Source organism: Mucilaginibacter yixingensis, from assembly GCF_041080815.1.
GTDB classification, from domain to species: Bacteria; Bacteroidota; Bacteroidia; order Sphingobacteriales; family Sphingobacteriaceae; genus Mucilaginibacter; species Mucilaginibacter yixingensis.
In genome coordinates this window covers 1,655,863-1,679,858 of sequence record NZ_CP160205.1, presented here as the reverse complement: position 1 = coordinate 1,679,858, position 23,996 = coordinate 1,655,863, and the positions used below count along the sequence as shown (strand labels likewise).

Here is a 23,996-nt window from a genome sequence, read left to right as displayed (position 1 = left end):
CTTTTTGATGTTCTCGCGCTCCTGATTCTTGACTCTCTACTCTTGAATCTATAAAAGAATGATAGGAATTGTACAATACGGCGCAGGCAACATCTTCTCTTTAACATCGGCACTGGACAGACTGGGTATCAGTCACGGTATGATTGAGAAGGAGAGCGATTTTGACCTGTATGACCGCATTATTATACCGGGCGTGGGCCATGCCGGGGCAGCTATGAACAAGCTGCAGCAAACCGGACTGGTGCCGCACATCCAAAAGCTGGATAAACCTACACTGGGCATTTGCGTGGGTATGCAGCTGATGACGGAGCACTCTGAGGAAGGCGACGCTAACCTACTGGGTATCATCCCCGTACAAACCAAACGCTTTGCAGATAGTGCTGATTACAAGGTACCGCACACCGGTTGGAACCGCGTGATGGCAGAGAAGGAGAACCCGCTTTTTAAAGATATTCCTGAAGCATCACACTTTTACTTTGTACATTCGTACTATATTGAGTACAATCCCCAATATACTTTAGCCTCAACCGATTACAGTTTGAAATTTTCGGCATCAATTTGGCTTAACAATTTTTATGGTGTGCAATTCCACCCGGAGAAATCTGGCGTGTATGGAGAACAACTGTTAGCAAACTTTTCAAAAATCTAAGAAAGACATGTACATTATCCCGGCCATCGATATTCTGGACAAAAAAGTAGTACGCCTGCGCGAAGGCGATTACAGCCAGAAAACCGAATACAACGTTACCCTCGAAGAGATGATTGAGCGTTACCAGAGCAATGGTACCAACCTCATCCACATTATAGACCTGAATGGTGCCAAAGGCGATTTCAGCAACCAGCAGTACCTGTTTGACGTAATACGTAAAACAGATATGAAAGTGCAATATGGCGGCGGTATCCGCAGCATTGATAAAGTAAAAGAACTGATTGATGCCGGTATCCAGCGTGTTATAGTGGGTACACAGGCCATCACCAACCCTACTTTCCTGCCCGACTTAAGCAAAGATCTTTGCGGCCGCGACAACTGCAGCGACCATATTGTTGTTGCCATTGACGTGCTTGATGAGGTAATTAAATACTCTGGCTGGATGGAAAGCTCACCCATCAAACTGATGGATTATGTGGACAGATGTTTGTCTTTAGGCTTCTTCCGTTTCCTGTGTACCGATATTGGTAAAGATGGCAAACTGGGCGGTGCTGGCATTGAGTTGTACTCAAAACTGCTGGATCATTCACCATTCATCAAACTGATTGCATCGGGCGGTGTATCTTCAATTGAAGACGTGGAGGCGCTGAACAAGATCAAGGTAGAATCGGTAGTAGTGGGCAAAGCTATCTATGAAGAGCGCATTACTATTGAGGAGATTAAGAACTGGAATTTGCAGTCGCTGATTTCGATCTAAAGCCCCCCGGCCCGAAGGGCCAATAAAAAACCATGTCATTTCGAACGTAGCGCAGCGAAGAGAGAAATCTTTTCGATGGGATTTACCGGGATGCATGATCGAAAAGATTTTTTCGCTAACGCTCAAGAGAGCAGTTCTCCCGTTGGTCGAAATGACATGGGGTTTAATTATTCTGAGGTTTGAAAGACAATAACTTATATAATCGTCGCCCTTCGGGCTCTGGCTTAGCCAAGCGCATCGTTCCCTGCCTGGACGTTAAAGACGGCCGCACGGTAAAAGGCGTAAACTTTGTAGACCTGCGCGATGCCGGCGACCCGGTAGAACTGGCGTGGAATTACTCTCAGCAAGGTGCTGATGAGCTGGTGTTTCTGGATATTACGGCTACGCACGAGCGCCGTAAAACGATGGTAGAACTGGTTAAGGCTGTGGCCCGTCAGATCAATATCCCGTTCACCATTGGTGGTGGGATCAATGAAATTGCCGACGCCGACGTTTTGTTAAATGCCGGTGCCGATAAAATCTCCATCAATTCAGCAGCGGTACGTAATCCGGCCTTGATTGATGAACTGGCTAAAGCCTTCGGCGTGCAGTTTGTGATTGTAGCCGTTGATACACGCAACGTGAACGGTAAAAACTTAGTGCACCTAAATGGCGGTCGCATTGCTACCGAAAAAGAAACCTTTAACTGGATACTGGAAGCCGAGCAACGCGGCGCGGGCGAAATCCTGCTGACCTCAATGGATCACGATGGTACCAAAGGAGGCTTCGATAATACATTCTTAAAACAGGTGAACGATGCGGTGCATATCCCGGTAATTGCCTCGGGCGGTGCGGGTAGCAAGCAGCACTTTGTGGATGTATTTGAGCAAACCAACGTTGATGCTGCCTTGGCTGCTTCTGTTTTTCATTATGGCGAAATTTTGATCCCTGATTTGAAACAGGTATTAAGAAATCATCATATAGAAGTTAGATAAGCCATTATGAAAAAAAGCCTCCTTATTCTTCTCGTTCTAGTAACCGTCAAACTGAATATAAAGGCGCAGAACATTTTTCCGGTTAAACTGGATAACTGCATCACCAACACTTTTTGTCTGGACTGTGGTGACGAAAAAGCAGGTGTAAACACCAATGAGTTTAACAATTTGGTTAACAAGTTGAATAAAACAAACGGCAGCGATTACAGGAAAGTGAATGGTAAAATATTGTTCCAGGTTTTAGTGGACTCTACAGGCAATGGTTGTGTTTTAAGTCATACTGACGCTTCAGATAGCCCCACCTCTGCCAGTATTGTACGGGCTTTAAATCTATTCACGGGCTGGATACCAGCTAAAGAAAATGGTAAAACTGTAGGACGAACATCCATTAATATATCTGCAGAAATAAAAAATGGAGTTTTAACGGCAAGCGTAGCTAGGGTGGACATGAATGCATTCAGAAGATCATTCGAAGCCAGAGATCCCGAGATTTACAACAAGAGCTACGCGTACACCAACGAAAACTTAAAGAACTATAATATAAAGTTCTGGAATTCAAAAAACTCAAATTTGCCCGACAATTTTAATGATCATATTGCTATTGATGCCAACAACACCGTTTGGCTAACCACTGAGCAAAATCTTGTAAAATTTACGGGCAGCAGTTTCATCCCGGCCGGGCAATATGTGTCTGATAATAATAAAGTGCCTTTTGTTTATCACACTATAATAGCTGACAATAAAAACATAAAGTGGACGTGCATTAAAGACGATATATATAGCTTCAATGGTGACAAATGGACCAAATACGATTCGACAACAACGGGAAGTAGCGGCACTTATAGCATCATCAATAACACTAAATCCGCAGAGGTATTCTTTTGCTCTGATAAAGGTTTAACCATTTATAAAAATGGGACCTGGAATACAATTAATAAGGCGAAGGTTAAAGAACTTCCGTCAGACCGGGTATATTTTGCTAAACGTGATTCAAAGAACAGAATATGGGTGGGAACGTTTAGCGGCTCTGTTTTGCTTGATGAAAACGGCAAGGCAATCAGCTATAATAACACGGCTACTGTGCTTAAAAACAAATGCATTACCTCTATGGACGAGGATGAAAACGGCAATGTATACTTAGGGCTTTTTGAGTATGACAGAAAAGATAAAAAGAGCTTAAATGCCGACGAAGGCGTAGCCATTTGTTCATCTAACGGAGATATAAAACAATTTACCACAGATAATTCAGGGATGCCTTTTAATCATGTAACAAAAGTACTCTATGATAAAAATGAAAAGGTGCTTTGGATTGCGACGGACCGGGCGGGGTTGGTTAGATATGATTTAAAGGGTAATTGGGAGAATTATCATAATAAGAACTCCAATATACCTACGCCATATATCTCTGATATGGCTTTAAACAGTAACGGAGTCCTATATTTGGCAACACGCCAGGGACTGGTAAAAATCGAAAGAAAATAGTTTGACAGGTTTAGAATAGATGTTAATGGAAATAGATTTTAGCAAAACCGACGGCCTTGTGCCGGTAGTTATACAAGACGAGAAAACCCTTGAGGTGCTGATGCTGGGTTACATGAACCAGGAAGCTTACGAGAAAACCGAAAAGGAAAAAATCGTCACCTTCTTCTCGCGCTCAAAACAACGCTTGTGGACAAAAGGCGAAACCAGCAACAATTTTCTGCATGTAAAAAGCATGGCTATTGATTGCGATAACGATACCATCCTTATCAAGGTAAAACCTGATGGCCCAACTTGCCACACCGGCTCACGCAGCTGCTTTAATACCGAGTATAACCAGAACTTCATTATGGAGCTGGAACAGATTGTGAACGACCGTTTTGAGAACCCGGTAGAAGGATCATACGTTAACAAACTGCGCAGTAAAGGCCTCAACAAAATTGCCCAGAAAGTTGGCGAAGAAGGTGTAGAAACGGTAATTGCCGCCCTTGCCGAAACAGAGACCGACCTGATTAACGAGGCTTCAGACCTGGTGTTTCACCTAATTGTATTGCTGCGTGAAAAAGGCTTAAGCCTTGAAACGATTGCAAAAAACTTAGAGTCTCGTCATAAATAACATCACGTCATTGCGAGGAACGAAGCAATCTCTGTAATTGCCAGGCCGTCATACAAGTCGGAATGTCCTTTGCAGAGATTGCTTCGTTCCTCGCAATGACGTTTTAGGATAATGCCCACCGACAAATGACCATAGAAAAACTCACCGAATTAACTGGCCACGGCAATCCCGTATACGCTTTAACGCTCTCACAAAAGCCAGGCATCCTGTTTTCTGGCGGTAACGATAAGGGACTGGTAGAATGGAGCCTGAAAACTAACTCGTTCATCAAGGTGATGTTTCCGGTCAATGCGTCAATTTATGCTATCCATTGCCCGGCAGGTTATCCGCTGATGTTTGCCGGTCTGCGCAGTGGACAAGTACTGGTATTCGATTTCATTCAGCAGAAACTGATTAAAGGCTTAAACTTCCACACTAAACCTGTTTTTGATATCCAATCCGTCCCCAACAAAAAAGAACTGCTGGTGGCCTCAGAAGATGGTACCACAAGCGTTTGGAATCTGGATACCCTGGAACGTGTGCATGTGGTTAAAGTATCGCATGATACCATCCGCAGTATTGCCATTTCGCCCGATCAAAAAAGCGCAGCATTTGGTTGTCGCGATAACAGCGTGGCCGTTTTTAATTTAGACGACTATAGTCCGCAAGCTACACTGACCGGGCACACCATGTCGGTCTTTGCAACTGCCTACTCTGCCGACGGCCGACACATCTACTCCGGGGCCCGCGATGCACAATTGAAAATCTGGGATGCCAATAGCTTTGAATTAGTGAAAAATATCCCGGCACATTTATTTGCCATCAATCATATCGCCGTTCATCCTACCCAACCTTTGTTTGCTACCGCCAGTATGGACAAAAGCATCAAGATCTGGGATACCGAAGATTTCAGTCTGCGGAAGATCATCAGTCGCGAGAAAGGTTATCCGGCCCATGTACTATCGGTTAATAAACTGGTTTGGAATGATGATCAGTTGATTAGTACGGGTGATGATAAGAACATTATGGTGTGGGGGACCGGGATTTAACAAATCTCTTCCTAAGTCATCCCGAACTTGTTTCGGGACCCCATAGGCTAAGTTGCACACGACCACTTAGCACGTGGGATGCCGAAACAAGTTCGGCACGACATAACATATAAAACATCAAAGGCCGCTAACGCGGCCTTTGATGTTTTTATATTTCAACTCTCCTCCCTTTCGGGGAGGTCGGGAGGGGTATTACTCAAAATACTCTTTCATCCGTTCAAAGAAACTCTTTTCATTCTTACCTGGGTTAGGCTTGAAATTTGGCGAGTTAGCCAGTTTCTCCAGCAATTCGCGCTCTTCGCGGTTCAGTGCTTTTGGTGTCCAGATATTGATGTGCACCAGTTGATCGCCACGGTGGTAGCTGTTTACTTCTGGCACACCTTTGCCTTTCAGGCGCAGGATGCGACCACCTTGCGTGCCCGGCTCAATTTTAATTTTGGCCTTGCCGTCAATGGTTGGCACTTCAATGCTGGTACCTAAGGCCGCATCTATAAAACTGATGTGCATATCATAGATTACGTTGTTACCATCGCGTTTCAACGTTTCATGCGGAATCTCTTCAACCAGAATAATCAGATTGCCAGGGATACCGCCGCGAGGGGCTGCGTTACCTTTGCCACTCATGCTCAGCTGCATGCCTTCGCTTACGCCGGCAGGGATGTTGATGCTGATAGTTTCTTCGCCACGCACCACGCCATCACCATGACAAACGTTACATTTTGAAGTGATTACTGTACCCTCTCCATTACAAGTAGGACAAGTGCTGGTAGTTTGCATCTGGCCCAGTATGGTGTTGGTTACTCTGCGCACTGCACCGCTGCCGCCACAGGTTTTACAGGTTTGGAAAGCCGATTGATCTTTGGCGCCCGAGCCATCACAGGTTTTACAGATGACCTGCTTGTTTACCTTTATTTTCTTTTCAACGCCGTTGGCAATTTCTTCCAGCGTCAGGCGTACTTTAATGCGCAGGTCATTGCCACGCACCACACGTCTGCCGCCGCCCTGTTGCCTACCGCCGCCACCGAAGAAACCTTCAAACGGATTGCTGCCGCCAAAAATATCACCAAACTGGCTGAAGATGTCTTCCATATTCATGCCACCGCCATAACCACCGGCACCTGCGGCAGAACCAGCATTGGCTGCATGACCAAACTGATCATAACGCTGACGCTTATCCTGATTGCTCAGCACCTCGTAAGCTTCGGCAGCCTCTTTAAAGTTCTCTTCGGCCTGTTTGTCGCCCGGGTTTTTATCGGGGTGATATTTGATCGCCAGTTTACGATAGGCTTTCTTAATATCTTCAGCGCTGGAGCCTCGGGCTACACCCAGCACGTCATAATAATCTCTTTTTGACATTTCTTATTGTGAATGAGTGAATGAGTGAGTTTTGAATGAGCGAATACCATTTTCAAAAAGCACCATCACCGAATATTTCTAAATATTTCAAACCAAACGAGTGAGCAGTAATGAGTATCATATTCACTCATTCAAAACTCACTCATTCACTCCTTAAATTACGCACCTACCACTACTTTGGCAAAACGCACCACCTTATCATTCAGATAGTAGCCTTTTTCCAGCTCGTCAACCACTTTGCCTTTCAGCTCATCCAGCGGAGCCGGGATGTTGGTAATAGCCTCGTGCAGGTCGGCATCAAAAGCGGCGCCGCGGGCGTCCATCTCTTTCAAGCCTTTGCTGCCTAAAATGCTTTTTACCTTGTTTTGTACCAGCATCACACCTTCTTTAATGGCGGTAAGATCTGTAGCTGTTTCCATAGATTTGATGGCACGCTCAAAATCGTCCAGCACCGGCAATAAAGACACAATCACCTCTTTACCTGCAGTCTGCAACAACTCTACGCGCTCCTTAGTAGTACGGCGACGGAAGTTATCAAACTCGGCATACAGACGCAGATATTTATCATTTGCCTGTGCCAGTTCTTCCTTCAATTTATCTTCTGCAGAAAGTTCTGGTTGCTCGGCAGCAGCCTGTTCCTGCGCATTTTCTTCGGTTTGTGGTGTTTCTTCACCTGCTAACTTTGTTTCCTCTGCCACGTTGTCTTTATTTTCTGGTGTATTGTTATCGTGATTTTTCTTTTTCTTGAACATAATTTTTATCAAATGATGATCGCATAGTGCAAATCAATAAGCTTGCCATTTAAGTTTGGTACGTCAGGGTGGCAGTTTTAAGTAGCAGTGACAGTAATAGTTGGCAGGTGTCAGTTTTTGAACTGACAGTTCTTTCTCAGTTATAGGCTTTAGCCGGTAATTTATTTTGAGATAAAATAGAGTATCTTGAAAACGAGCGTTTATCATATTTCGGCCACCACAGCCCCGTCTTCCGCTCCAACTCCTCACCTGCCCGCCGCACCATCAACCCACGTTGCGGGGTTTCCGCTGCACCCGGGTTTATGATGAACGATTGCTACAAGAAAAACTCAGGAACAAAAAGGCAAGAATTGACCGTAGCCAACCACGCATTATTCACCACTCACTAAAACTTACAGCTCCGCATCCTCAATCACCTTACCTGCCTCGCATTTGATGATACGTGATGGGAAAGCGCGGATGATATGATAATCATGCGTAGCAATCAACACAGCGGTGCCTGACTGACTGATCTGTTTCAACAGCATTACAATCTCTTCAGACGTATCGGGGTCAAGGTTACCGGTAGGTTCATCGGCCAGGATGATTTCCGGGTCGTTAATCAGTGCGCGGGCAATTACCACGCGCTGTTGCTCGCCACCTGATAGCTCATGCGGCATTTTTTTCACTTTAGAGCGCAAACCAACTTTCTCCAGCACATCAAGCGTACGCTCGGTGATCAGGTTTTTGTCGGTCCAGCCGGTTGCGCGCATTACAAAGCGCAGGTTATCTTCAATAGAACGGTCGGTCAATAATTGGAAATCCTGGAAAACAATACCCAGCTTACGGCGCAGAAAAGGTACATCTTTAACAGCCAGCTTTTTCAAATCGTAACCGCCGGCATGGCCTTCACCACCAGTAATGGCAACATCGCCGTAAATCACTTTCAGCAAGCTACTTTTACCCGAACCGGTTTGACCGATGAGCCATACAAAATCGCCTTTATCAATATGCAGGTTAACGTTTGAGAGTACCAGGTGCTTCTGTTGAAAAACGTCTACACCTTCCAGCTTTATAATGGTATTTCCTATCATTTTCCGTTACAATTCAAGTTTCATGATCTGCCCGAATGGCAGCTCTTTGATCAGGTTCATAATATAATCGGCTTTATCGCTCAAACCAATTTTATCCAGCGATTTCTCGGGCCTGTCTACCCTAAAATAAGCCAGCAGCGTAAACTGCTCGTCGCGCAGCTGCACGTAATCGGGTATCTTGGCAACGCCTTTTACTTTAATGATGTACATTGTTAGTTCGTGGTTAATGGATCATAGTTCATAGCAATTCTATATCTGCCATCACTACTCCATTTACCGCATTTCCAAAGGTATAATTTATATTAATATAGTTCATGGTTGATAGATCGTAGTTCATAGTTTTCTGTCTTATCCCCCGCAATTAACCGGCCCATGAACCATCACCTATGAACCATGAACCGCTTACAACGCTGCTAAAAACCGCATGGTATCTACACCATCGGCATAATCCCAAACGGCAGGGTGCTGGCTCTGGCCAAAGCCCACTACCTGGTTATTCAGGTTAACGTTGGCTATGGTTACCACGCATTGTATGTTGTCTGTTTGTGCTTGCAGCTTTTGTTCGGCATCTGCCAAATCTGTATAAGTTTCATAGTGCAAAACGGCCAACGGCGATGTTAGTCCGGTATCCTCTTTCACCAGTAAAAAACCATTATCCAGATGCTTATCCTTGTTTACCAGATAGATAGATTTATTATAATCGTAATTATTATGGTACTTATGGTGATTTGATATTTCGTTATAACTTTCAATAGACTCAAAAAATGGCACAAAATCATACCCCTCAGGCACCATCATTTTAGATACATTACGGCAGCCCAAACCGAAGTACTCAAAAATATCATTCCCTAACTGGTGCAACTGCGCTGTAGTTTCATTGCCGGTAAGCAACGCAACACTGTTACGGTTTTTCCGAATGATGTGAGGCACCTTGCCAAAATAGAACTCAAAATAGCGCGATGTATTGTTGCTACCGGTAGCAATCACGGCCTCAAAACCGGCCAATCGCTCAACAAACTGATATTTGCCGGCAAAATCCGGTTCAATTTCTGTTAATAACTGCAGTACATATTTAATTAAACGAGTGTCTTGTGCAGAGGTTTTGATCAGCGCCTCATGGCCAGAAATTAGTACGCATAGCACATCGTGAAAACCAACCAGCGGAATATTTCCGGCCAAAATCAATCCAACTTTTTTTGAGGGATTAGCGCCGGCTTCGGGGTAACGGCTCAGCCATTGGGCTAAATTTTCTTCGCTCAGCATGGCTCCTATGGCCATTACCGCGTCAAGAACGCTCTGTTGGGTGAACCACGGATTGTATAAATGTTCGCTTTGAATGAGGCTGCGCAGCTCTCCTTCCGGGTGATTCAATTGCTGGCCCAGGGCCGAAAAAGCATTAATATATTGTTGTGGTATAAATTTTGACATATTGATGGTGGGTTTATAACCCCATAAAAGCATTTTTTGTTATATTTGCATCCTTGTTTTAGCAAGGCAAAGTTAAATTTACTAGTTAAGATATTTTATAAAATGGCGATTAAAATCACCGACGAATGCATAAACTGCGGAGCTTGTGAACCGGAGTGCCCAAATAACGCTATCTACGATGCCGGCGCTGCTTGGCGTTTTAGCGATGGAACAGGCCTGCGCGGCGTTATTGACTTTGGCGACGGTAACACCCTGAATGCCGAAGAAACACAAGCCGCCCTGAGCGATGATATCTATTATATTGTTCCAGACAAGTGTACTGAGTGTGTGGGTTTCCACGACGAGCCTCAGTGTGCTGCCGTTTGTCCGGTAGATTGCTGTGTGGACGACGAAGACGTACGCGAATCTGAAGAAGAGCTGCTGGCCAAAAAAGACTGGCTGCACATGAACGAATAATGAGCATATCATTTTAGATACTAAAGGAATGTTAACGCATTCCTTTTTTTGTTTCTTATTATTTTAGTGGTTTATTAAGCCTTAAAATCATCTCCTATGGAATACGGCATTTGTAACCTGGCAATGGCTCCCCTGCGCGCCCAGCCTTCTGAACGCGCCGAACAGGTATCGCAAATTTTATTTGGCGAGGCATTTGAGATTATGGAATGGAACGGGCAATGGGCCCGCGTCATCACCGCGTTTGATGGTTATGAGGGTTGGCTAAATAAATTGCTTTTTAAAACGCTGGAGCAGGCCTCCTATCAATCACTCATAGAAAACCCGGCTACTTTTACTATCCACCCGGTTACTCAGGCCAGGAAACGAACTGATGATTCTATGGTATACCTGCCTTTCGGCAGCTCATTATCTTTTCTGAAAGGCACCATCGTTGATATTGCAGATGATGCTTTTGAAATAATGACTGAGATTGGTGAGCAACCGGATTTTGAGGCTATCGCCAAATCATTTTTAAACACCCCCTACCTGTGGGGCGGCCGCACACACTTTGGTATTGACTGCTCTGGCTTTACCCAGGCAGTAATGCGCACGCAAAATATATTACTGAAACGCGACGCCTACATGCAGGCCGAGCAAGGCAACACAGTAGACTTTCTGCAGGAGGCCAAATTAGGTGATCTGGCATTTTTTGATAATGATGAAGGCCGCATTGTACACGTAGGCATTATGCTCAATAACGAGCAAATTATCCATGCCTCTGGCAAGGTGCGTATAGATACTATAGATAATCAGGGCATTTACGCTGCTGATCAAAAGAAGTACACGCACAAACTGCGCATCATTAAACGCTTGTTTTAATGGGTAACTAACTCCGGTTGGAGGCCAAAACGGCGTGGCACCAAATTCTATATCTCAAGCCGAGGAACGCAGCATCTCTACGAAAAGTCCTATTAGCTTGTCCTCAGAGATCTCTCGTCATCGCACACCAGTAAGACGAGATTGCTTCATTTCTCCACCTATTTACAATCATGACAATTTCTTGATATAGATCAATTGCAGGAGTAAAGTATTATGCCAACATTTGTATGTTTAAACATTTAATTTAAAAACAATGAAAAAATTTATCACTCTCGCCGCTACTGTTGCCCTGTTTGCTTTTAAACCTGCTGCCGACAATAGCTGGACTGTAGACAATGCTCACTCTAAATTAGGCTTTACTGTTACCCACATGATGGTATCAGACGTTGAAGGTTCATTCAAATCATTCAGCGCAAAAGTAACCTCATCTAAAGATGACTTTAGCGATGCTGTTGTTGACCTGAACGCTGATGTAGCTTCTGTTAACACCGATAACGATCAACGCGATACCCACCTGAAAAGCGCTGACTTTTTTGACGCTGCTAAATATCCAAAAATGAGCTTCAAAAGCACATCTTTCAAAAAAGTAGCCGATAAAACTTATAAAGTAACCGGTAACCTTACCCTGCACGGTGTAACTAAACCAGTTACCCTGGATGTTAAACTGCGCGGTACTTACGTTAACCAGATGAGCAAAAAAAATACTGCCGGTTTTAAAATTACCGGTACCATTAAACGCAGCGACTTTGGTGTAGGTGCTAAATTTGGCAACGCTATGTTAAGCGATGAAGTAACTCTTGACGCTAACGCTGAAGTAACTAAAGACTAATTTTAGTGAGTTGAGAATGTTGAGTTGTGAGTAGGTATCCACTACTGCAATTCACCAATTACCATTAAACTAATAGCTAAAAAATAACGCGGGCCTGACAGTTCGCGTTATTTTTTTGTAAACCATTCATCTCAATTTCATCCTTTATATTGATCTTTATTTAAAATATATTTAACATTTAAGGCCGAAACCGTATTTTTGCGGGCCTTAATCTGATTTTGAGCGTTGAGCAGATCTAATAGTATATCGTTAAAAGAAACCTGGAAGCTGGTTTGGAACTCATCCATGGGCCGTTTCCAGATGATTACCGGCTCGGTATTGCTGGCTGTGGTGTTATGCATACTGCCATCATTTTTTGCCAATATTGAGTTGCGCAAAGGCGTGCAGGTAAATGACTGGGTATTGGCTCAAATACCGGCTCATAATATGTCTGTGGTTATTTTTGCCATTATTTGGGGCATGGGCGGGCTGGCATTCTACCGCGCGGCACGCAGGCCATCAATGTATGTTACTTACGTATGGGCCTATGCACTTACACTGATAGTACGCATGTTCACCATCAGTATTGTAAAGTTGGATCCGCCTGCCGGTTTAATTCAATTGACTGACCCGCTTACCGGTATTTTTTACGGTCACGCCACCATCACTAAAGACCTTTTCTTTTCTGGCCATACAACTACCCTGCTGCTAATATATCTTACACTCGAGAAAAAAGGCGATAGAATACTGGGCTTAATAGCTGTATTTACGGTAGCGTGCCTGCTGTTGGTTCAACATGTACATTACACAATGGACATTCTAATGGCACCGTTTTTTGTGTATCCTATTTATCGCCTGGTAAAACTAATGCTGGGCGATGACCAATTGGCGTCATAATATCGTCCATTCTTTTAAAAACTATTCATCCCGTTTTCCGTTTCAGGCTTTAATATAATAATGCTAAAAACCATAACTTTAGCTATTAACTTACCCTGATTCATAATGAAAAACGCCTCAAACCCCCAAGTAACAGATCCTGATGCTCTGAAACAGCTTTTTGCCCATCACCTTAATCGTCTTTATTTTGGCAAGCACTATCTAAATGATACGCTGGAACGCCTGGTTAATATAGCCTCTTTCCGCAATCTGCAATTAGCCTTAGAAGAGCTTTGGGATGATGTAAAGAAACAACTGGATCGCCTGGACGAGATTTATGAGAAAGCCGGCATCATACCCTCTGATGCTGATTGCATACCTGTACAGTCTATTTTCAAAGAAGTATTTACGCTGGAGCGTCGTGGCATTGGTATGGAGCTGCTAAGCGATATGGATTTGATGCTTTACATGCAGCTGATTGAGCATATCAATATTACCGCCTACCGTATGCTGCGTATACTGGCCGGATCATTAAATTATGGAGAAATTGATCAGTTGCTGATTGAAAGCTTTGATGAATCGGTAGATGATGACCGGTTATTCCTCATGATTACTAACGAGTATCTGGCTCAGCAAAATGCTTAATTTGAGTATCAACAGCCGCAAAGTAATTAAACAATAAAACCGGGCCCTATGGACCCGGTCTTGGTGATAGTTATTCAATACCCCTATTAAAATAACCGTTTCAAAAATAACAGAATTTTTCTATTGCCCATCATTCCATAAAAAATAATTTACGCTTTCTTTACCGTATAGAGGCATTTGCCTCTATATACTCATAAAGGTTGTAAGCTTGTATAATGGAAAAAACGACATCAGGCGATTGGCTGGGTTGCCAGCGGTAACGAGAAACTAAAACGACACCCTTCTTTTTCATGAGTTTCTACCCACAGTTCACCGCCGTTCAAAGCAATTAGTTCTCTGCACAGCATCAGGCCAAGCCCGGTGCCACTCTCACCCATAGTGCCTACTTTAGAAATATGCTCGCTATTGTTAAACACTTTAGAGGCGTGCTCTGCCGACATGCCAATACCGTTATCTTCTACGCAAATCTCCAGCATCTCTTTATTTTCCTGGCAAGTCACCTTAACCCTGCCCTTATATTCGGTAAACTTAATTGCGTTACCTATCAGGTTACGCATCACAACTTTAACGTGATTGGCATCTGCTGTAGCAAAACACCCCGACACGCATTCATTGATAAATATGATACCCTTCCTTTTCAGTTGATGCCTGAATATTTCTTCGGTCTCATTACTAATTTGGCAAACATCAACTCTTGAAGCGTGTACTTTTTTTCCTTTAATCTGACTTTGTGCAAAATCCGTCAGATTAGCCAGCGTAAGCTCCGCACCCCGAACAATCGGGATGATATCAACCATTAATCTGTTCAGTTCGTCTGTAGTAATATGCCCATCAGCAAAAAGACTGGTAATGCTGTTTAAATTGGCAATGGGTGTGCGCAGATCATGCCCTATAATGGCCAGCAGCTTGTTTTTAACCCTGTTTACTTCTTCCAGATCAGCGCGCTGGGCCTCTATCAGTTGCTTTTGATCAGACAATCGCTGATGCTGAGTTTTCAACTTATTATTGAGGTTTTGTTTCTGCCGATAATATAAATAGGTGATCAGCAAGGTAATTAAGGCGGTAACCAATAACACTACCAACAATGCGATAATGCGGTGTTGCGACTTAATTCTCGCTTGGTTAGCCTCATTGGTCCGGCTTAATGATTCAATATCGTTAAGCTTACGGTTAAGTATGGAGTAATCAATAACCAGCTGGATGGCTTTTTGTCCGCCTTCCCTATCCATCTCCTTCCGCATGCTGAGCACTTGCTTTTGCAATGCATAGGCTTTGGCTGTATTGCCCTGCTGTTCGCTAACGCTGGCCAATAACCCCACAGCTCTTATCTTTAAACGTGTGGACCCTAACTCATCAGCAACCTGATAACCTTTGTTGGCGTAGTCGACCGCTTTCTGATATTGTTTTCTCATCAGAAACAAGCGCGACTTATCCATCAGTGTAATGGCATGTAACCGGGTGTTTTTTAACCTAACAGACATAGTCAGGCAACTATCCAGCCATTTATCGGCTATTTCAAGCTTGTTCTTCTCCAGGTAAACCTGCCCCAAGCGACTATATAGAATACTGATAAAATCATCATTGTGTACGCGCCGGCTGTAGGTCAAAGCTGTATCTACATAACGCAGGCAAACATCGTACTGGCGGGAAGTGCTGTACAAGACCGTAATCTCCGTATACATTTCCGCTTTTCCTTCGGGGCTATTGCCCACCAACTTTAGTCCTTTTTTAAAGTACTGCATGGCCTGAGGATATTGCCGAAGATCTACATAGTTGCGCCCCATGCAGCGATAGCAGGTGGCCAGCCAGGCTTTATCATTTTTTAAGTAAGGTGCGGCCAGCATCATATAAAACTGGCTTACTGGCACTACAGACTGCGCCCAGTAGGTCATCCCTATCTGAAAAAAACTACGGCCTATGCCCAGATCGTAATTCAATTTTTTGGCCAGAATTAGCGACCGACCGGCCAGTGCTCTTGAAGAATCAGGCCTGGTAAGTGTTTCTTTTATTGACAGATTAACAATACGGTCCACCTCGTTTTTGCCCGCAACAGTATCCAACCGCTCGGTACTGGCAGCGGCAAAAACGGACAGGCACCCAAATACAAAGATGCAGGCCGTCATTAACCAAAATATTATCGGCTTTTTCAGCAAATTAAAAGGTCAATCGTTATAACTAGTTTATAAATTAATCCAGCATCGCTCGCCTGCCAATGTTTCGCGGCAGGTATCGTAATCAAGTTCGGCTTTTATTTTTTGCATTTCCTGGCCGTAAGACTGCTTTAGCTCCTTGCGTTTGCGTGCTTCCTCAAATCGTCTTACTTGCTCCTGAGTCTCCAATATCAGGCCAGGCACTTCTGCCGGCTTGTTTTGATCATCCTTAGCTACCATTGTAAAATAGCTGGTATTGGTATGTTGAACAACGCTGGCTTTTACGTTCTCAGAAATCACCTTGATGCCCACCACCATAGATGTTTTACCAACGTAGTTAACTGACGCAATGAGCGACACCAGATCGCCAACCTCAACCGGCGCCAAAAAATTAACCGCATCAATAGACGCTGTTACGCAGTAGTTACCGGCATGTTTGGCTGCGCATACATAGGCAACCTTGTCCATTAGTGACAACAATATACCGCCGTGTATTTTACCACCAAAATTGGCGTATGAAGGTATCATCAGCTCGGTAATGGTGGTAACAGAAAAGCTAACAGGTTTGTAACCCGCGGGAGGATAAGACAAGGCGGCGGTCATTAGAGGCGATTAATAGTTAAGTATATACAAGTTTAAACAACAATCGTGGTTAAAAAGCAACTTTTAAAAAATATTTATCACAATTTATTTAGTGTTATATTGGCACAAATAATTATACGTGAGGGCCATTTTTTTGTTCGCTTTTTTTGTTTCACTATCCACCATATCTGTTGGGCAGGATACTGTTTCTGTTGTCCAAAAAGCCGGTAAAAACATCACAGCGCGCTATAGAGTATTAAAAAATAAGCCCGATGTTAAGGCTGGCCTTTATCAGCTGGCGGGCAAAAAAAATAACGCTATTGCCTTTGGCGTATATAACAACAATAAACGTGCTGGTATATGGCGTTTTTTTGATGATCAAAGCAAACTGATGCAGGTTTTTGATTACAATACAGACACGCTGAAATACGAAGCGCCCGAAGGCGAAAGCACCACGTTTAATTATGTATTTGACAAGAAAATAACACGCGCAGATCTGGTTACTAAACCTGTACGCATTGGTGGACGCTACTATGGCTATTTGCCTTATTTAAATCTGTTTGAAAAGCCAGCTGATTTGTTTGACGCTCCAAACAGCAACATACGGGTTAACATAGAATTGCTAATTAGCCCGTACGGACGCCTGGCTGATTTTACCTATCATGTGATGATAGGTAGCTATGCCAGAGACCTCAATGTTAATATTAATGTGATGAACGATGAAGACAAAACCTTCATCCCCGGCACCATTAACGGAGAGGCCGTCCCTACCCGGATTTTTATTAAATGCGTTGTAAAAGACAAGCACACGCTTGAGTTGATTTCTCCTATCTAAGTTATCACCACCCAATTAACCTATTGAAAAAAGGCTTTACTCTATTATTGCTGCGGCTATTTTTTGCGGCGAGCTCTTTTGCGGCCAACATTGCCCCTGCAGACACTGTGGCCACCCCACCCGCAGATAGTGCCCAACATCAAACCGTGGCTTCTTATATCCTGCCCACAGCACTCATCAGCTACGGTGTGCTTTCATTTCATAGTCAATCTTTGCGTAATGCCGATTTTTACGTACAGCGTAATTTCTCTAATTCAAAAAACCGCCTGCTATATCATGTTGATGATATTCTACAATACTCGCCTGCCGCAGCTGTTTATGCATTGAACACATTTGGCATACAGGGTAAACATAACTTTGCCGACCGTACCTTTACCTACGTCATCGCCGAAGGCCTGATGATATCAACCACTAAGCTAATGAAACGCGGTATGAGCCGGCCAGACATAAACGGCAACACACTGCACGGGTTTCCGTCCGGACACTCGGCGACCGCCTTTCTTGCTGCCGAATTCCTTTCGCAAGAGTATGGCGACCGCTCTGTTTGGTTTACCGTTGGCGGATATTCGGCAGCCGCACTGATTGCCGTTTTGAGGGTTCGCAACAACTTTCATTATATGAGCGATGTGATAACCGGCGCTGGTATTGGCATAGCTTCCGCTAAACTGGCATATCTGGTTTACCCGGTATTGAAGCAGGCCTTGCTACCCAAAAACCGTAACAATATTGTAATTATGCCTGCCCGGCTATCAAATATTAACGGTGTATATATTGCAGGTACGTTTTGAAGCGTTAATTTGCATGTTAAACATCGTCTGAAATGATTGACAATTCTAACGCCCCCGGCGCTCCGGGCATCCCTGGAAAGTGGACATCGAGCGCTAAATCAGGCATCGGTAAATCGCTAAGCGCTTTCAGCCAGATTAGTTTTACGCTGAGCCATGGCACCGTTAACGAGGTTTATTATCCGCGCGAGGACAATGCCTGCATCCGCGACATGGAACTGCTGGTAACGGATGGCCACGATTTTTTCTCGGAAGAAAAACGCAATACCGTACACAAAACGCACACTGTAGAACCTGGCATCCCCGCATATCAAATCCAGAATATCTGCAAGCAAAACCGGTATGTAATAGAAAAAGAGATCATTACAGATCCACTACGCAGCACCCTGCTGCAAAAGGTAAGGTTTAAACCCATCACCGGCAATCGGTCTGACTTTAAAATATTTGTGCTCCTGGCACCGCACATTGGCAACATAGCGGCAGGCAACACCGCCTGGCTGGCTGATTACAAAGGTGTAGATATGTTATTTGCCAAACGCGATGGCATCAGCATAGCCCTTAGCTCTTGTCATCCATTTTTGAAACGCTCTGTAGGCTATGTGGGCACGTCAGACGGTTATCAGGATGTGCTGGCACATAAAGAAATGCAATGGCAATATACCCGTGCCGAAGATGGCAATGTGGCCCTGATAGCCGAGATTGACCTAAATGCGGTAGGCGATGAATTTACACTGGCCCTGGGTTTCGGTCGCGACGAGTTTGAGGCCGCGCAGAATGCCCGCGGAAGTTTGATTGAGGGCTATGACTCTGCCCGTTTCACCTATATTAAACAGTGGCAACAATGGCACGAAAACATTAATGAGTGCCGCCTGCCCGACAGCATAAAAGAGAGCAAACTGTTTAGAAACAGTGTGGCCATTATGCGTATGCACGAGGCCGACCGTTTTCCGGGCGGTGTAATAGCCAGCATGTCTATCCCCTGGGGCTTTGACAAAGGTGATGAAAACATTGGCGGTTATCACCTAGTCTGGCCGCGCGATCTGGTGCAATGTACCGGCGGTTTTCTAGCCTTTGGGGCTAAAGAGGATGCTATGCGCGTGCTCACCTACCTCATCAGCACCCAGGAACATGATGGCCGCTGGCCACAAAACATGTGGCTGGAGGGCAAACCTTACTGGAACGGCTTACAACTGGATCAAATTGCCTTCCCTATCCTGCTGGTTGGCCGCTGCCGCAGGGAAAATACGTTAAGCGCACACTTGGAAGATGCCTGTTGGGATAGCGTTAAAAGAGGCATCAGCTTTTTGATCAGCAATGGACCTATCTCTCCGCAGGAACGTTGGGAGGAAGAAAGCGGCATATCAATATCAACCATCTCTGTATGCATTGCCGCGCTGCTCTCAGCCGCCAATTTTGCCGAAGACCGTAACCAACCTGATATGGCCCAGTATTGCCGTGAAACTGCCGATTATTGGAACAGCCAACTGGAAAACTGGCTCTATGCAGAAAACACAACGCTATCACGCGATTTAAATATTGATGGCTACTACATCCGTATCAATCCAGACGGCTCTCCTGCACGCGACCTGGGCGACCGCATCATTGGCGTAAAAAATCGTCCCGAAGATGCTAAGAACGTCAAAATAGCAGAACTGATCAGCGCCGATGCGCTGGCATTGGTACGTTTCGGCTTGCGTGACGCCAATAATCCGCGCATGCGCAATACCATTAAGGTGATAGACAAACTATTGAAGGTGGATACACCCCATGGCCCTTGCTGGCATCGCTATAACAATGATGGCTATGGCGAAAAGGCCGATGGCAGTCCGTACGATGGCACAGGGATCGGTCGCGCATGGCCACTGCTTACCGGCGAGCGCGGGCATTATGAACTGTCTGCCGGTAACATGCATGCCGCCATTGAAATGCTGCAAACCATGCAAAACTTTGCCGCGCACGATCTATTGCCCGAGCAGGTTTGGGATACAGATGCCATTCCGGAAAAAGACCTCTTCCTTGGTCAGCACACCGGCTCTGCCGTGCCGTTGGTTTGGGCTCATGCCGAATATGTGAAGCTTTGCGCATCTATTAACAAAGGCAGCCAGTTTGATTTGCCCGACCATACCCGCGAGCGTTACGTTGAGCACCAAATTGGCTCTAAGTTTGATTTCTGGCGTGTAGACCTCCCCTGCCATCACTTAAACAGAGGAAATGCGCTGCGGATTGAAACCAGGACACCGGTAACCGTTAGGTGGACAACCGATGAGTGGAAAACCGTTAATGAAAGCCCAAGCAACTACAGCGGGTTGGGCATTCACTATACTGATTTGCCTGCAAACAAACTCAATGGCACAGGTGTTGATTTTACATGGTATTGGAATAATGAGCAACGTTGGGAGCAGAAAAACTACAGTGTGAGGATTCTGTAAATGGAAATTTATCAGGCTATTTCAACCTAACCAATAAGCAAAAAACATTTCCGGTTAGAATCGTTAAAAAAGCCTCAATGACATTATCGTCGTGTTTATGCCCTAAATTCACATTTTTCCAGACTAAAAAGTGATAAATACCCTATTTTTATAAAAACCCGTCCAAAAGTGAGTGACTATTCCCGGTTAAAGAAGTTTCACAGTTTCTTCAAATTCCAACGAGACTTCCGCGAAAAAAGCCTGCGCAACGTGCGCAGTTATGAAATTATAATTTTATGGATCCGCGGCCGTTTAAACCGAACGCAGTTTTTGATCCTGTCTGGCATCCTTGTGGGTACATCAGCCGGTCTGGCCGGTGTGTTCTTAAAATCGGTAGTACATTATATTCATTACCTGATAACGCATAAATTCCAGTTTGAGCAGCAAATCTATTTCTATCTCATCTTCCCGCTGTGTGGTATCTTCTTTACAGCATTAGCCGTAAAGGTGTTCTTTTCCAAAAGAGATAACGAGCTGAAGGGCGTGCCGGCAATTTTATATGAGATTGCGCAGCATTCCAGTATGGTATCGCATGTAAAAATGTACTCGCAAATTGTGCAAAGTGCCATTACGGTAGGTTTGGGTGGTTCTGCCGGTCTGGAAGCCCCTATTGCGGTAACAGGCTCAGCCATAGGTTCAAACTTTGCGCAAACCTACAAACTGGATTACCGCGACCGTACCTTACTACTGGCCGCTGGCGCTACAGCTGGTATTGCGGCTGCATTTAACGCCCCTATTGCCGGGATGATGTTTGCGTTTGAGATTCTGTTGACAGGCGTAGTGTTTACCGACTTTATTCCGTTGGTGATTGCCGCTGTTTGCGGAAGCTTGGTAACTCGCATTTTGCTGAACGAAGAAACTTTGTTCCTGTTCCCGGGGCGCCATATTTTCAACTACAAAAACATTCCTTTTCACCTGGCGCTGGGCGTGGCTTGTGGTTTTTATGCCCGCTATTACATTGTAGTTGCAGAATGGATAGAGCATAAATTTAAGCACTCCAAACGTACCCGTTTGCAAAAAGCGCTTATTGGTGGCGCAATGCTATCTATACTGTGTGTACTGTTTCCGCCGCTGTTTGGCGAGGGTTACAGCACTGTTAAGGGCTTGGTCAACGGCGAGATTCAGCATATCATTGCAGCTAGTTTCTTAAAATATTTTGACTACCATGCCTGGTTTGTGCTGCTATTTTTAGGGCTGATTTGCCTTTTTAAAGTATTTGCCAGCGGCATTACTATTTATAGCGGGGGTACCGGCGGTAACTTTGCGCCATCGTTATTTGCGGGCGGTGCACTGGGTTATTTTATGGCGATGGTTTGTACCCAATTAGGCTTCCATGATGTGCCTGTGGCTAATATGGTACTGGTAGGCATGGCGGGCGTAATGAGCGGTGTAATGTATGCCCCGCTTACGGCCATCTTCCTTATTGCCGAATCGAGCTTTGGGTATGATATGTTTTTGCCGCTGATGATTTCCTCGGTAGTTTCTTACCTCATCTCTAAACGTTTCTCGCCAATGTCGCCAGAGGTAAAGCATCTGGCAGATCAGGGTAAGGTATTTACCCGCGAGCATGACCAGAACCTGTTGTCGTTATTACGCACACCTGAGCTGATTGATCGCGATATTCAAACCATCCAGCCACAAGCGCCATTTACAGATCTGATTGAATTGGTACGCTCCGGCAAACGCAACGTGATTGCAGTGGTTGATGAAAACAAATCGCTGGAGGGTGTAGTGATGATAGATGATATCCGCCCGATTATGTTTGATACGCACCTGTATCATACCATGAACGTGCAAGAGGTTATGACCATGCCGCCTGCCCTCATTACACACGATGAGCCGGTACGCGATATTGTAAAGAAATTTGATGAAACCGCAACCTGGAACCTGCCGGTTGTTGACAACGAAGGGCATTTTGAAGGCTTTGTATCTAAATCAAGCATCCTAAATAAGTATAGGATGATTTTGAAGGAGTACTCAGCCTGAACCAGGATTTAACGAATTTTTAAGATTTTTAGGATTTTTTGTTGACATATAAGAAATCCTATAATAGCAAAAGAGGCGCAATATTGCGCCTCTTTTGCTATTTATAAGTATCTTGTAAATTCTAAAAATCCGTTAAATCCTGGTTTAAGACATCACGCCTATCTTCTCCCCCTTCCAATCCGGGAACAACACTTTATCGTTACTAAACTTCAGGTGCTTATCTGCCACCTCACTAAACACCGCGCGGAAATCTGTGGTAACGGCAAGGTCGCGGCCATCTTCCAGGTTATCAGGAGTAAGCGGTTTCATGTTACCGTGAACTTGTCCACCTGCAACATCGTTACCTAAAATAAAGTTACATGAGGCACGCCCATGATCTGTGCCACCGGTACCGTTTTGGTGCACGGTACGGCCAAATTCGGTCATGGTCATTACGGTTACATCGTCCTGATACGCATCAATATCAGTCCAGAACGCGGTGATGCAATTACTCAGATCGGCCACGTTGCGGGCAAAGATACCGGTGTCAGTCCCCTGGTTAAAGTGGGTATCCCATCCGTTCGATTCGGTAAAGGCTATCTCCAACCCTACGTCCATTTTTATCAATTGTGCAATTTGTTTCAGGGCGTTACCCAAGGCCGAGTTTGGATAATTTGCGTTATTAGCCGGGCGATAGTTCCGCACATCGGTTTTCTGCAACATCTTTACCGCATCAAAGCTTTCTTTCCCGGTTGATTTGAGTAAGCTTGACGAAGTCTGATCATACAAATCCTCAAAGCTTTTGGCAGCCATGTTGGCACCGCTTGGGTTACCACGCATTTGGATGGCAAAATCCTGTAGATTGCTGATAGCTACCGAAGGATTATCGCCATAAAATGATCTTGGCAGTGATGAGGTTAAACTCACCGCCTGGAAAGGCGTAGCGGCATCGTGCCCCAACAAGCCTACAGCCCTGTTCAGCCAGCCGCTTGAGGTACCCTTATTAAATGGCGTACCCGATTCCATATAATCTTGCGCATCAAAGTGCGAGCGCGTGTTATTTGGCGAACCGATGCCATGCACAATGGCCAAACGCTTATCTTTAAACAGCGGCTCAAACGCAGCCAGCGAAGGGTGCATGCCGAAGCGGCCATCAAGATCAATCAGCGGCTTGGTGCGACCGCCGCCTTGCGCTGCCGACATGAACAACGTGGGCCTTGCGGCTTGCAGCGCCTGATCCGTAAACGGAGTTACAGCCATCAACCCGTCCATCGCGCCGCGTTGGAAGATGCACACCATAATTTTTTTCTTTTTGTAAGGCGCCAACATCTTCTCGCCGGCAACAGCCTCGGCAATAAAGCCGGGAATGCCACCCATCAATCCAACGCCCAACAGCGCCAAACCGCCTGATTTTAAAAAGCCTCTGCGTGATACCATGATCTGTGTGATTTGATTA

23 protein-coding genes are annotated in these 23,996 nt (G+C 44.9%); 15 read left to right on the top strand and 8 right to left on the bottom strand.

Annotated features, from left to right (window positions below):
- Window positions 1-58 precede the first annotated feature (58 nt).
- The 6 genes from hisH to ABZR88_RS06840 all read left to right on the top strand — a co-directional run bounded on the left by hisH (window position 59) and on the right by ABZR88_RS06840 (window position 5,503).
- Window positions 59-649, top strand: coding sequence for an imidazole glycerol phosphate synthase subunit HisH (hisH, locus tag ABZR88_RS06865; RefSeq protein ID WP_107828159.1), 591 nt, complete (start codon window positions 59-61; stop codon window positions 647-649).
- 7 nt (window positions 650-656) lie between these two features.
- A complete protein-coding gene (locus tag ABZR88_RS06860) occupies window positions 657-1,406 on the top strand; it encodes a HisA/HisF-related TIM barrel protein (protein WP_107828160.1) in 750 nt (249 codons plus the stop codon).
- A 179-nt stretch (window positions 1,407-1,585) separates the two neighbouring features.
- Window positions 1,586-2,380: an imidazole glycerol phosphate synthase subunit HisF gene (gene hisF / locus ABZR88_RS06855; protein ID WP_107828161.1), complete on the top strand. Its 795-nt coding sequence runs from the start codon at window positions 1,586-1,588 to the stop codon at window positions 2,378-2,380.
- Between the two features lie 6 nt (window positions 2,381-2,386).
- The gene (locus tag ABZR88_RS06850) at window positions 2,387-3,862 is read left to right on the top strand and encodes a hypothetical protein (protein WP_107828162.1); all 1,476 of its coding nucleotides are present in this window, start codon (window positions 2,387-2,389) and stop codon (window positions 3,860-3,862) included.
- Window positions 3,863-3,887: 25 nt separating this feature from the next.
- Window positions 3,888-4,475: a bifunctional phosphoribosyl-AMP cyclohydrolase/phosphoribosyl-ATP diphosphatase HisIE gene (gene hisIE / locus ABZR88_RS06845; protein WP_107828163.1), complete on the top strand. Its 588-nt coding sequence runs from the start codon at window positions 3,888-3,890 to the stop codon at window positions 4,473-4,475.
- A 125-nt stretch (window positions 4,476-4,600) separates the two neighbouring features.
- Window positions 4,601-5,503 (top strand): WD40 repeat domain-containing protein, encoded by a 903-nt coding sequence (locus tag ABZR88_RS06840; protein WP_107828164.1) that lies wholly within the window; start codon window positions 4,601-4,603, stop codon window positions 5,501-5,503.
- A gap of 192 nt (window positions 5,504-5,695) precedes the next feature.
- Here the strand turns inward: ABZR88_RS06840 and dnaJ are convergent, their stop codons facing one another.
- The 5 genes from dnaJ to ABZR88_RS06815 all read right to left on the bottom strand — a co-directional run bounded on the left by dnaJ (window position 5,696) and on the right by ABZR88_RS06815 (window position 10,112).
- Window positions 5,696-6,859 (bottom strand): molecular chaperone DnaJ, encoded by a 1,164-nt coding sequence (dnaJ, locus tag ABZR88_RS06835; protein WP_107828165.1) that lies wholly within the window; start codon window positions 6,857-6,859, stop codon window positions 5,696-5,698.
- Window positions 6,860-7,017: 158 nt separating this feature from the next.
- Complete coding sequence (locus tag ABZR88_RS06830; protein WP_211309783.1) at window positions 7,018-7,611, bottom strand: nucleotide exchange factor GrpE; 594 nt, start codon at window positions 7,609-7,611, stop codon at window positions 7,018-7,020.
- Between the two features lie 392 nt (window positions 7,612-8,003).
- Complete coding sequence (locus ABZR88_RS06825) at window positions 8,004-8,684, bottom strand: cell division ATP-binding protein FtsE (RefSeq protein WP_107828166.1); 681 nt, start codon at window positions 8,682-8,684, stop codon at window positions 8,004-8,006.
- A 6-nt stretch (window positions 8,685-8,690) separates the two neighbouring features.
- Entirely contained in the window at window positions 8,691-8,894 is a 204-nt protein-coding gene (locus ABZR88_RS06820; protein WP_107828167.1) for a fructose-6-phosphate aldolase, read from the bottom strand.
- 192 nt (window positions 8,895-9,086) lie between these two features.
- On the bottom strand, window positions 9,087-10,112 hold the full coding sequence (locus ABZR88_RS06815) for an acyl-CoA reductase (protein WP_107828466.1): 1,026 nt from the start codon (window positions 10,110-10,112) through the stop codon (window positions 9,087-9,089).
- 102 nt (window positions 10,113-10,214) lie between these two features.
- Here ABZR88_RS06815 and ABZR88_RS06810 point away from each other — a divergent pair, with 102 nt between their 5' ends.
- The 5 genes from ABZR88_RS06810 to ABZR88_RS06790 all read left to right on the top strand — a co-directional run bounded on the left by ABZR88_RS06810 (window position 10,215) and on the right by ABZR88_RS06790 (window position 13,755).
- Window positions 10,215-10,568, top strand: a complete 354-nt coding sequence (locus tag ABZR88_RS06810) for a 4Fe-4S dicluster domain-containing protein (protein WP_107828168.1) — start codon at window positions 10,215-10,217, stop codon at window positions 10,566-10,568.
- Window positions 10,569-10,664: 96 nt separating this feature from the next.
- The gene (locus ABZR88_RS06805; protein WP_107828169.1) at window positions 10,665-11,426 is read left to right on the top strand and encodes a C40 family peptidase; all 762 of its coding nucleotides are present in this window, start codon (window positions 10,665-10,667) and stop codon (window positions 11,424-11,426) included.
- A 253-nt stretch (window positions 11,427-11,679) separates the two neighbouring features.
- Window positions 11,680-12,255, top strand: coding sequence for a YceI family protein (locus tag ABZR88_RS06800; RefSeq protein WP_107828170.1), 576 nt, complete (start codon window positions 11,680-11,682; stop codon window positions 12,253-12,255).
- Window positions 12,256-12,480: 225 nt separating this feature from the next.
- Window positions 12,481-13,131 (top strand): phosphatase PAP2-related protein, encoded by a 651-nt coding sequence (locus tag ABZR88_RS06795; RefSeq protein ID WP_146166514.1) that lies wholly within the window; start codon window positions 12,481-12,483, stop codon window positions 13,129-13,131.
- A gap of 105 nt (window positions 13,132-13,236) precedes the next feature.
- On the top strand, window positions 13,237-13,755 hold the full coding sequence (locus ABZR88_RS06790) for a DUF892 family protein (RefSeq protein WP_107828172.1): 519 nt from the start codon (window positions 13,237-13,239) through the stop codon (window positions 13,753-13,755).
- Between the two features lie 230 nt (window positions 13,756-13,985).
- Here ABZR88_RS06790 and ABZR88_RS06785 read toward each other — a convergent pair whose 3' ends face one another.
- Both ABZR88_RS06785 and ABZR88_RS06780 read right to left on the bottom strand, forming a co-directional pair.
- Entirely contained in the window at window positions 13,986-15,878 is a 1,893-nt protein-coding gene (locus ABZR88_RS06785) for a sensor histidine kinase KdpD (RefSeq protein ID WP_107828173.1), read from the bottom strand.
- Between the two features lie 57 nt (window positions 15,879-15,935).
- The gene (locus ABZR88_RS06780; RefSeq protein WP_107828174.1) at window positions 15,936-16,508 is read right to left on the bottom strand and encodes an acyl-CoA thioesterase; all 573 of its coding nucleotides are present in this window, start codon (window positions 16,506-16,508) and stop codon (window positions 15,936-15,938) included.
- Between the two features lie 118 nt (window positions 16,509-16,626).
- Between ABZR88_RS06780 and ABZR88_RS06775 the strand changes: the two genes are divergently transcribed.
- The 4 genes from ABZR88_RS06775 (at window position 16,627) to ABZR88_RS06760 (ending at window position 22,561) form a co-directional block, all read left to right on the top strand.
- Window positions 16,627-17,322, top strand: a complete 696-nt coding sequence (locus tag ABZR88_RS06775) for a hypothetical protein (protein ID WP_107828175.1) — start codon at window positions 16,627-16,629, stop codon at window positions 17,320-17,322.
- Window positions 17,323-17,345: 23 nt separating this feature from the next.
- The gene (locus ABZR88_RS06770) at window positions 17,346-18,110 is read left to right on the top strand and encodes a phosphatase PAP2 family protein (protein ID WP_146166515.1); all 765 of its coding nucleotides are present in this window, start codon (window positions 17,346-17,348) and stop codon (window positions 18,108-18,110) included.
- A 32-nt stretch (window positions 18,111-18,142) separates the two neighbouring features.
- Window positions 18,143-20,536 carry a glycoside hydrolase family 15 protein gene (locus ABZR88_RS06765; protein ID WP_107828177.1) on the top strand — a complete coding sequence of 798 codons (2,394 nt, stop codon included), beginning with the start codon at window positions 18,143-18,145 and terminating at the stop codon, window positions 20,534-20,536.
- Window positions 20,537-20,704: 168 nt separating this feature from the next.
- A complete protein-coding gene (locus ABZR88_RS06760; protein ID WP_107828178.1) occupies window positions 20,705-22,561 on the top strand; it encodes a chloride channel protein in 1,857 nt (618 codons plus the stop codon).
- A 144-nt stretch (window positions 22,562-22,705) separates the two neighbouring features.
- Here ABZR88_RS06760 and ABZR88_RS06755 read toward each other — a convergent pair whose 3' ends face one another.
- A complete protein-coding gene (locus tag ABZR88_RS06755) occupies window positions 22,706-23,977 on the bottom strand; it encodes a DUF1501 domain-containing protein (protein ID WP_107828179.1) in 1,272 nt (423 codons plus the stop codon).
- Window positions 23,978-23,996 lie beyond the last annotated feature (19 nt).

Bases quoted from the DNA above. Each gene is read 5' to 3' on its own strand.
- hisH (WP_107828159.1), top strand. From the start codon at position 59: ATGATAGGAATTGTACAATACGGCGCAGGCAACATCTTCTCTTTAACA.
- ABZR88_RS06860 (WP_107828160.1), top strand. From the start codon at position 657: ATGTACATTATCCCGGCCATCGATATTCTGGACAAAAAAGTAGTACGC.
- ABZR88_RS06850 (WP_107828162.1), top strand. From the start codon at position 2,387: ATGAAAAAAAGCCTCCTTATTCTTCTCGTTCTAGTAACCGTCAAACTG.
- hisIE (WP_107828163.1), top strand. From the start codon at position 3,888: ATGGAAATAGATTTTAGCAAAACCGACGGCCTTGTGCCGGTAGTTATA.
- ABZR88_RS06840 (WP_107828164.1), top strand. From the start codon at position 4,601: ATGACCATAGAAAAACTCACCGAATTAACTGGCCACGGCAATCCCGTA.
- dnaJ (WP_107828165.1), bottom strand. From the start codon at position 6,859: ATGTCAAAAAGAGATTATTATGACGTGCTGGGTGTAGCCCGAGGCTCC.
- ABZR88_RS06830 (WP_211309783.1), bottom strand. From the start codon at position 7,611: ATGTTCAAGAAAAAGAAAAATCACGATAACAATACACCAGAAAATAAA.
- ABZR88_RS06825 (WP_107828166.1), bottom strand. From the start codon at position 8,684: ATGATAGGAAATACCATTATAAAGCTGGAAGGTGTAGACGTTTTTCAA.
- ABZR88_RS06820 (WP_107828167.1), bottom strand. From the start codon at position 8,894: ATGTACATCATTAAAGTAAAAGGCGTTGCCAAGATACCCGATTACGTG.
- ABZR88_RS06815 (WP_107828466.1), bottom strand. From the start codon at position 10,112: ATGTCAAAATTTATACCACAACAATATATTAATGCTTTTTCGGCCCTG.
- ABZR88_RS06810 (WP_107828168.1), top strand. From the start codon at position 10,215: ATGGCGATTAAAATCACCGACGAATGCATAAACTGCGGAGCTTGTGAA.
- ABZR88_RS06805 (WP_107828169.1), top strand. From the start codon at position 10,665: ATGGAATACGGCATTTGTAACCTGGCAATGGCTCCCCTGCGCGCCCAG.
- ABZR88_RS06800 (WP_107828170.1), top strand. From the start codon at position 11,680: ATGAAAAAATTTATCACTCTCGCCGCTACTGTTGCCCTGTTTGCTTTT.
- ABZR88_RS06790 (WP_107828172.1), top strand. From the start codon at position 13,237: ATGAAAAACGCCTCAAACCCCCAAGTAACAGATCCTGATGCTCTGAAA.
- ABZR88_RS06785 (WP_107828173.1), bottom strand. From the start codon at position 15,878: ATGACGGCCTGCATCTTTGTATTTGGGTGCCTGTCCGTTTTTGCCGCT.
- ABZR88_RS06780 (WP_107828174.1), bottom strand. From the start codon at position 16,508: ATGACCGCCGCCTTGTCTTATCCTCCCGCGGGTTACAAACCTGTTAGC.
- ABZR88_RS06765 (WP_107828177.1), top strand. From the start codon at position 18,143: ATGATTGACAATTCTAACGCCCCCGGCGCTCCGGGCATCCCTGGAAAG.
- ABZR88_RS06755 (WP_107828179.1), bottom strand. From the start codon at position 23,977: ATGGTATCACGCAGAGGCTTTTTAAAATCAGGCGGTTTGGCGCTGTTG.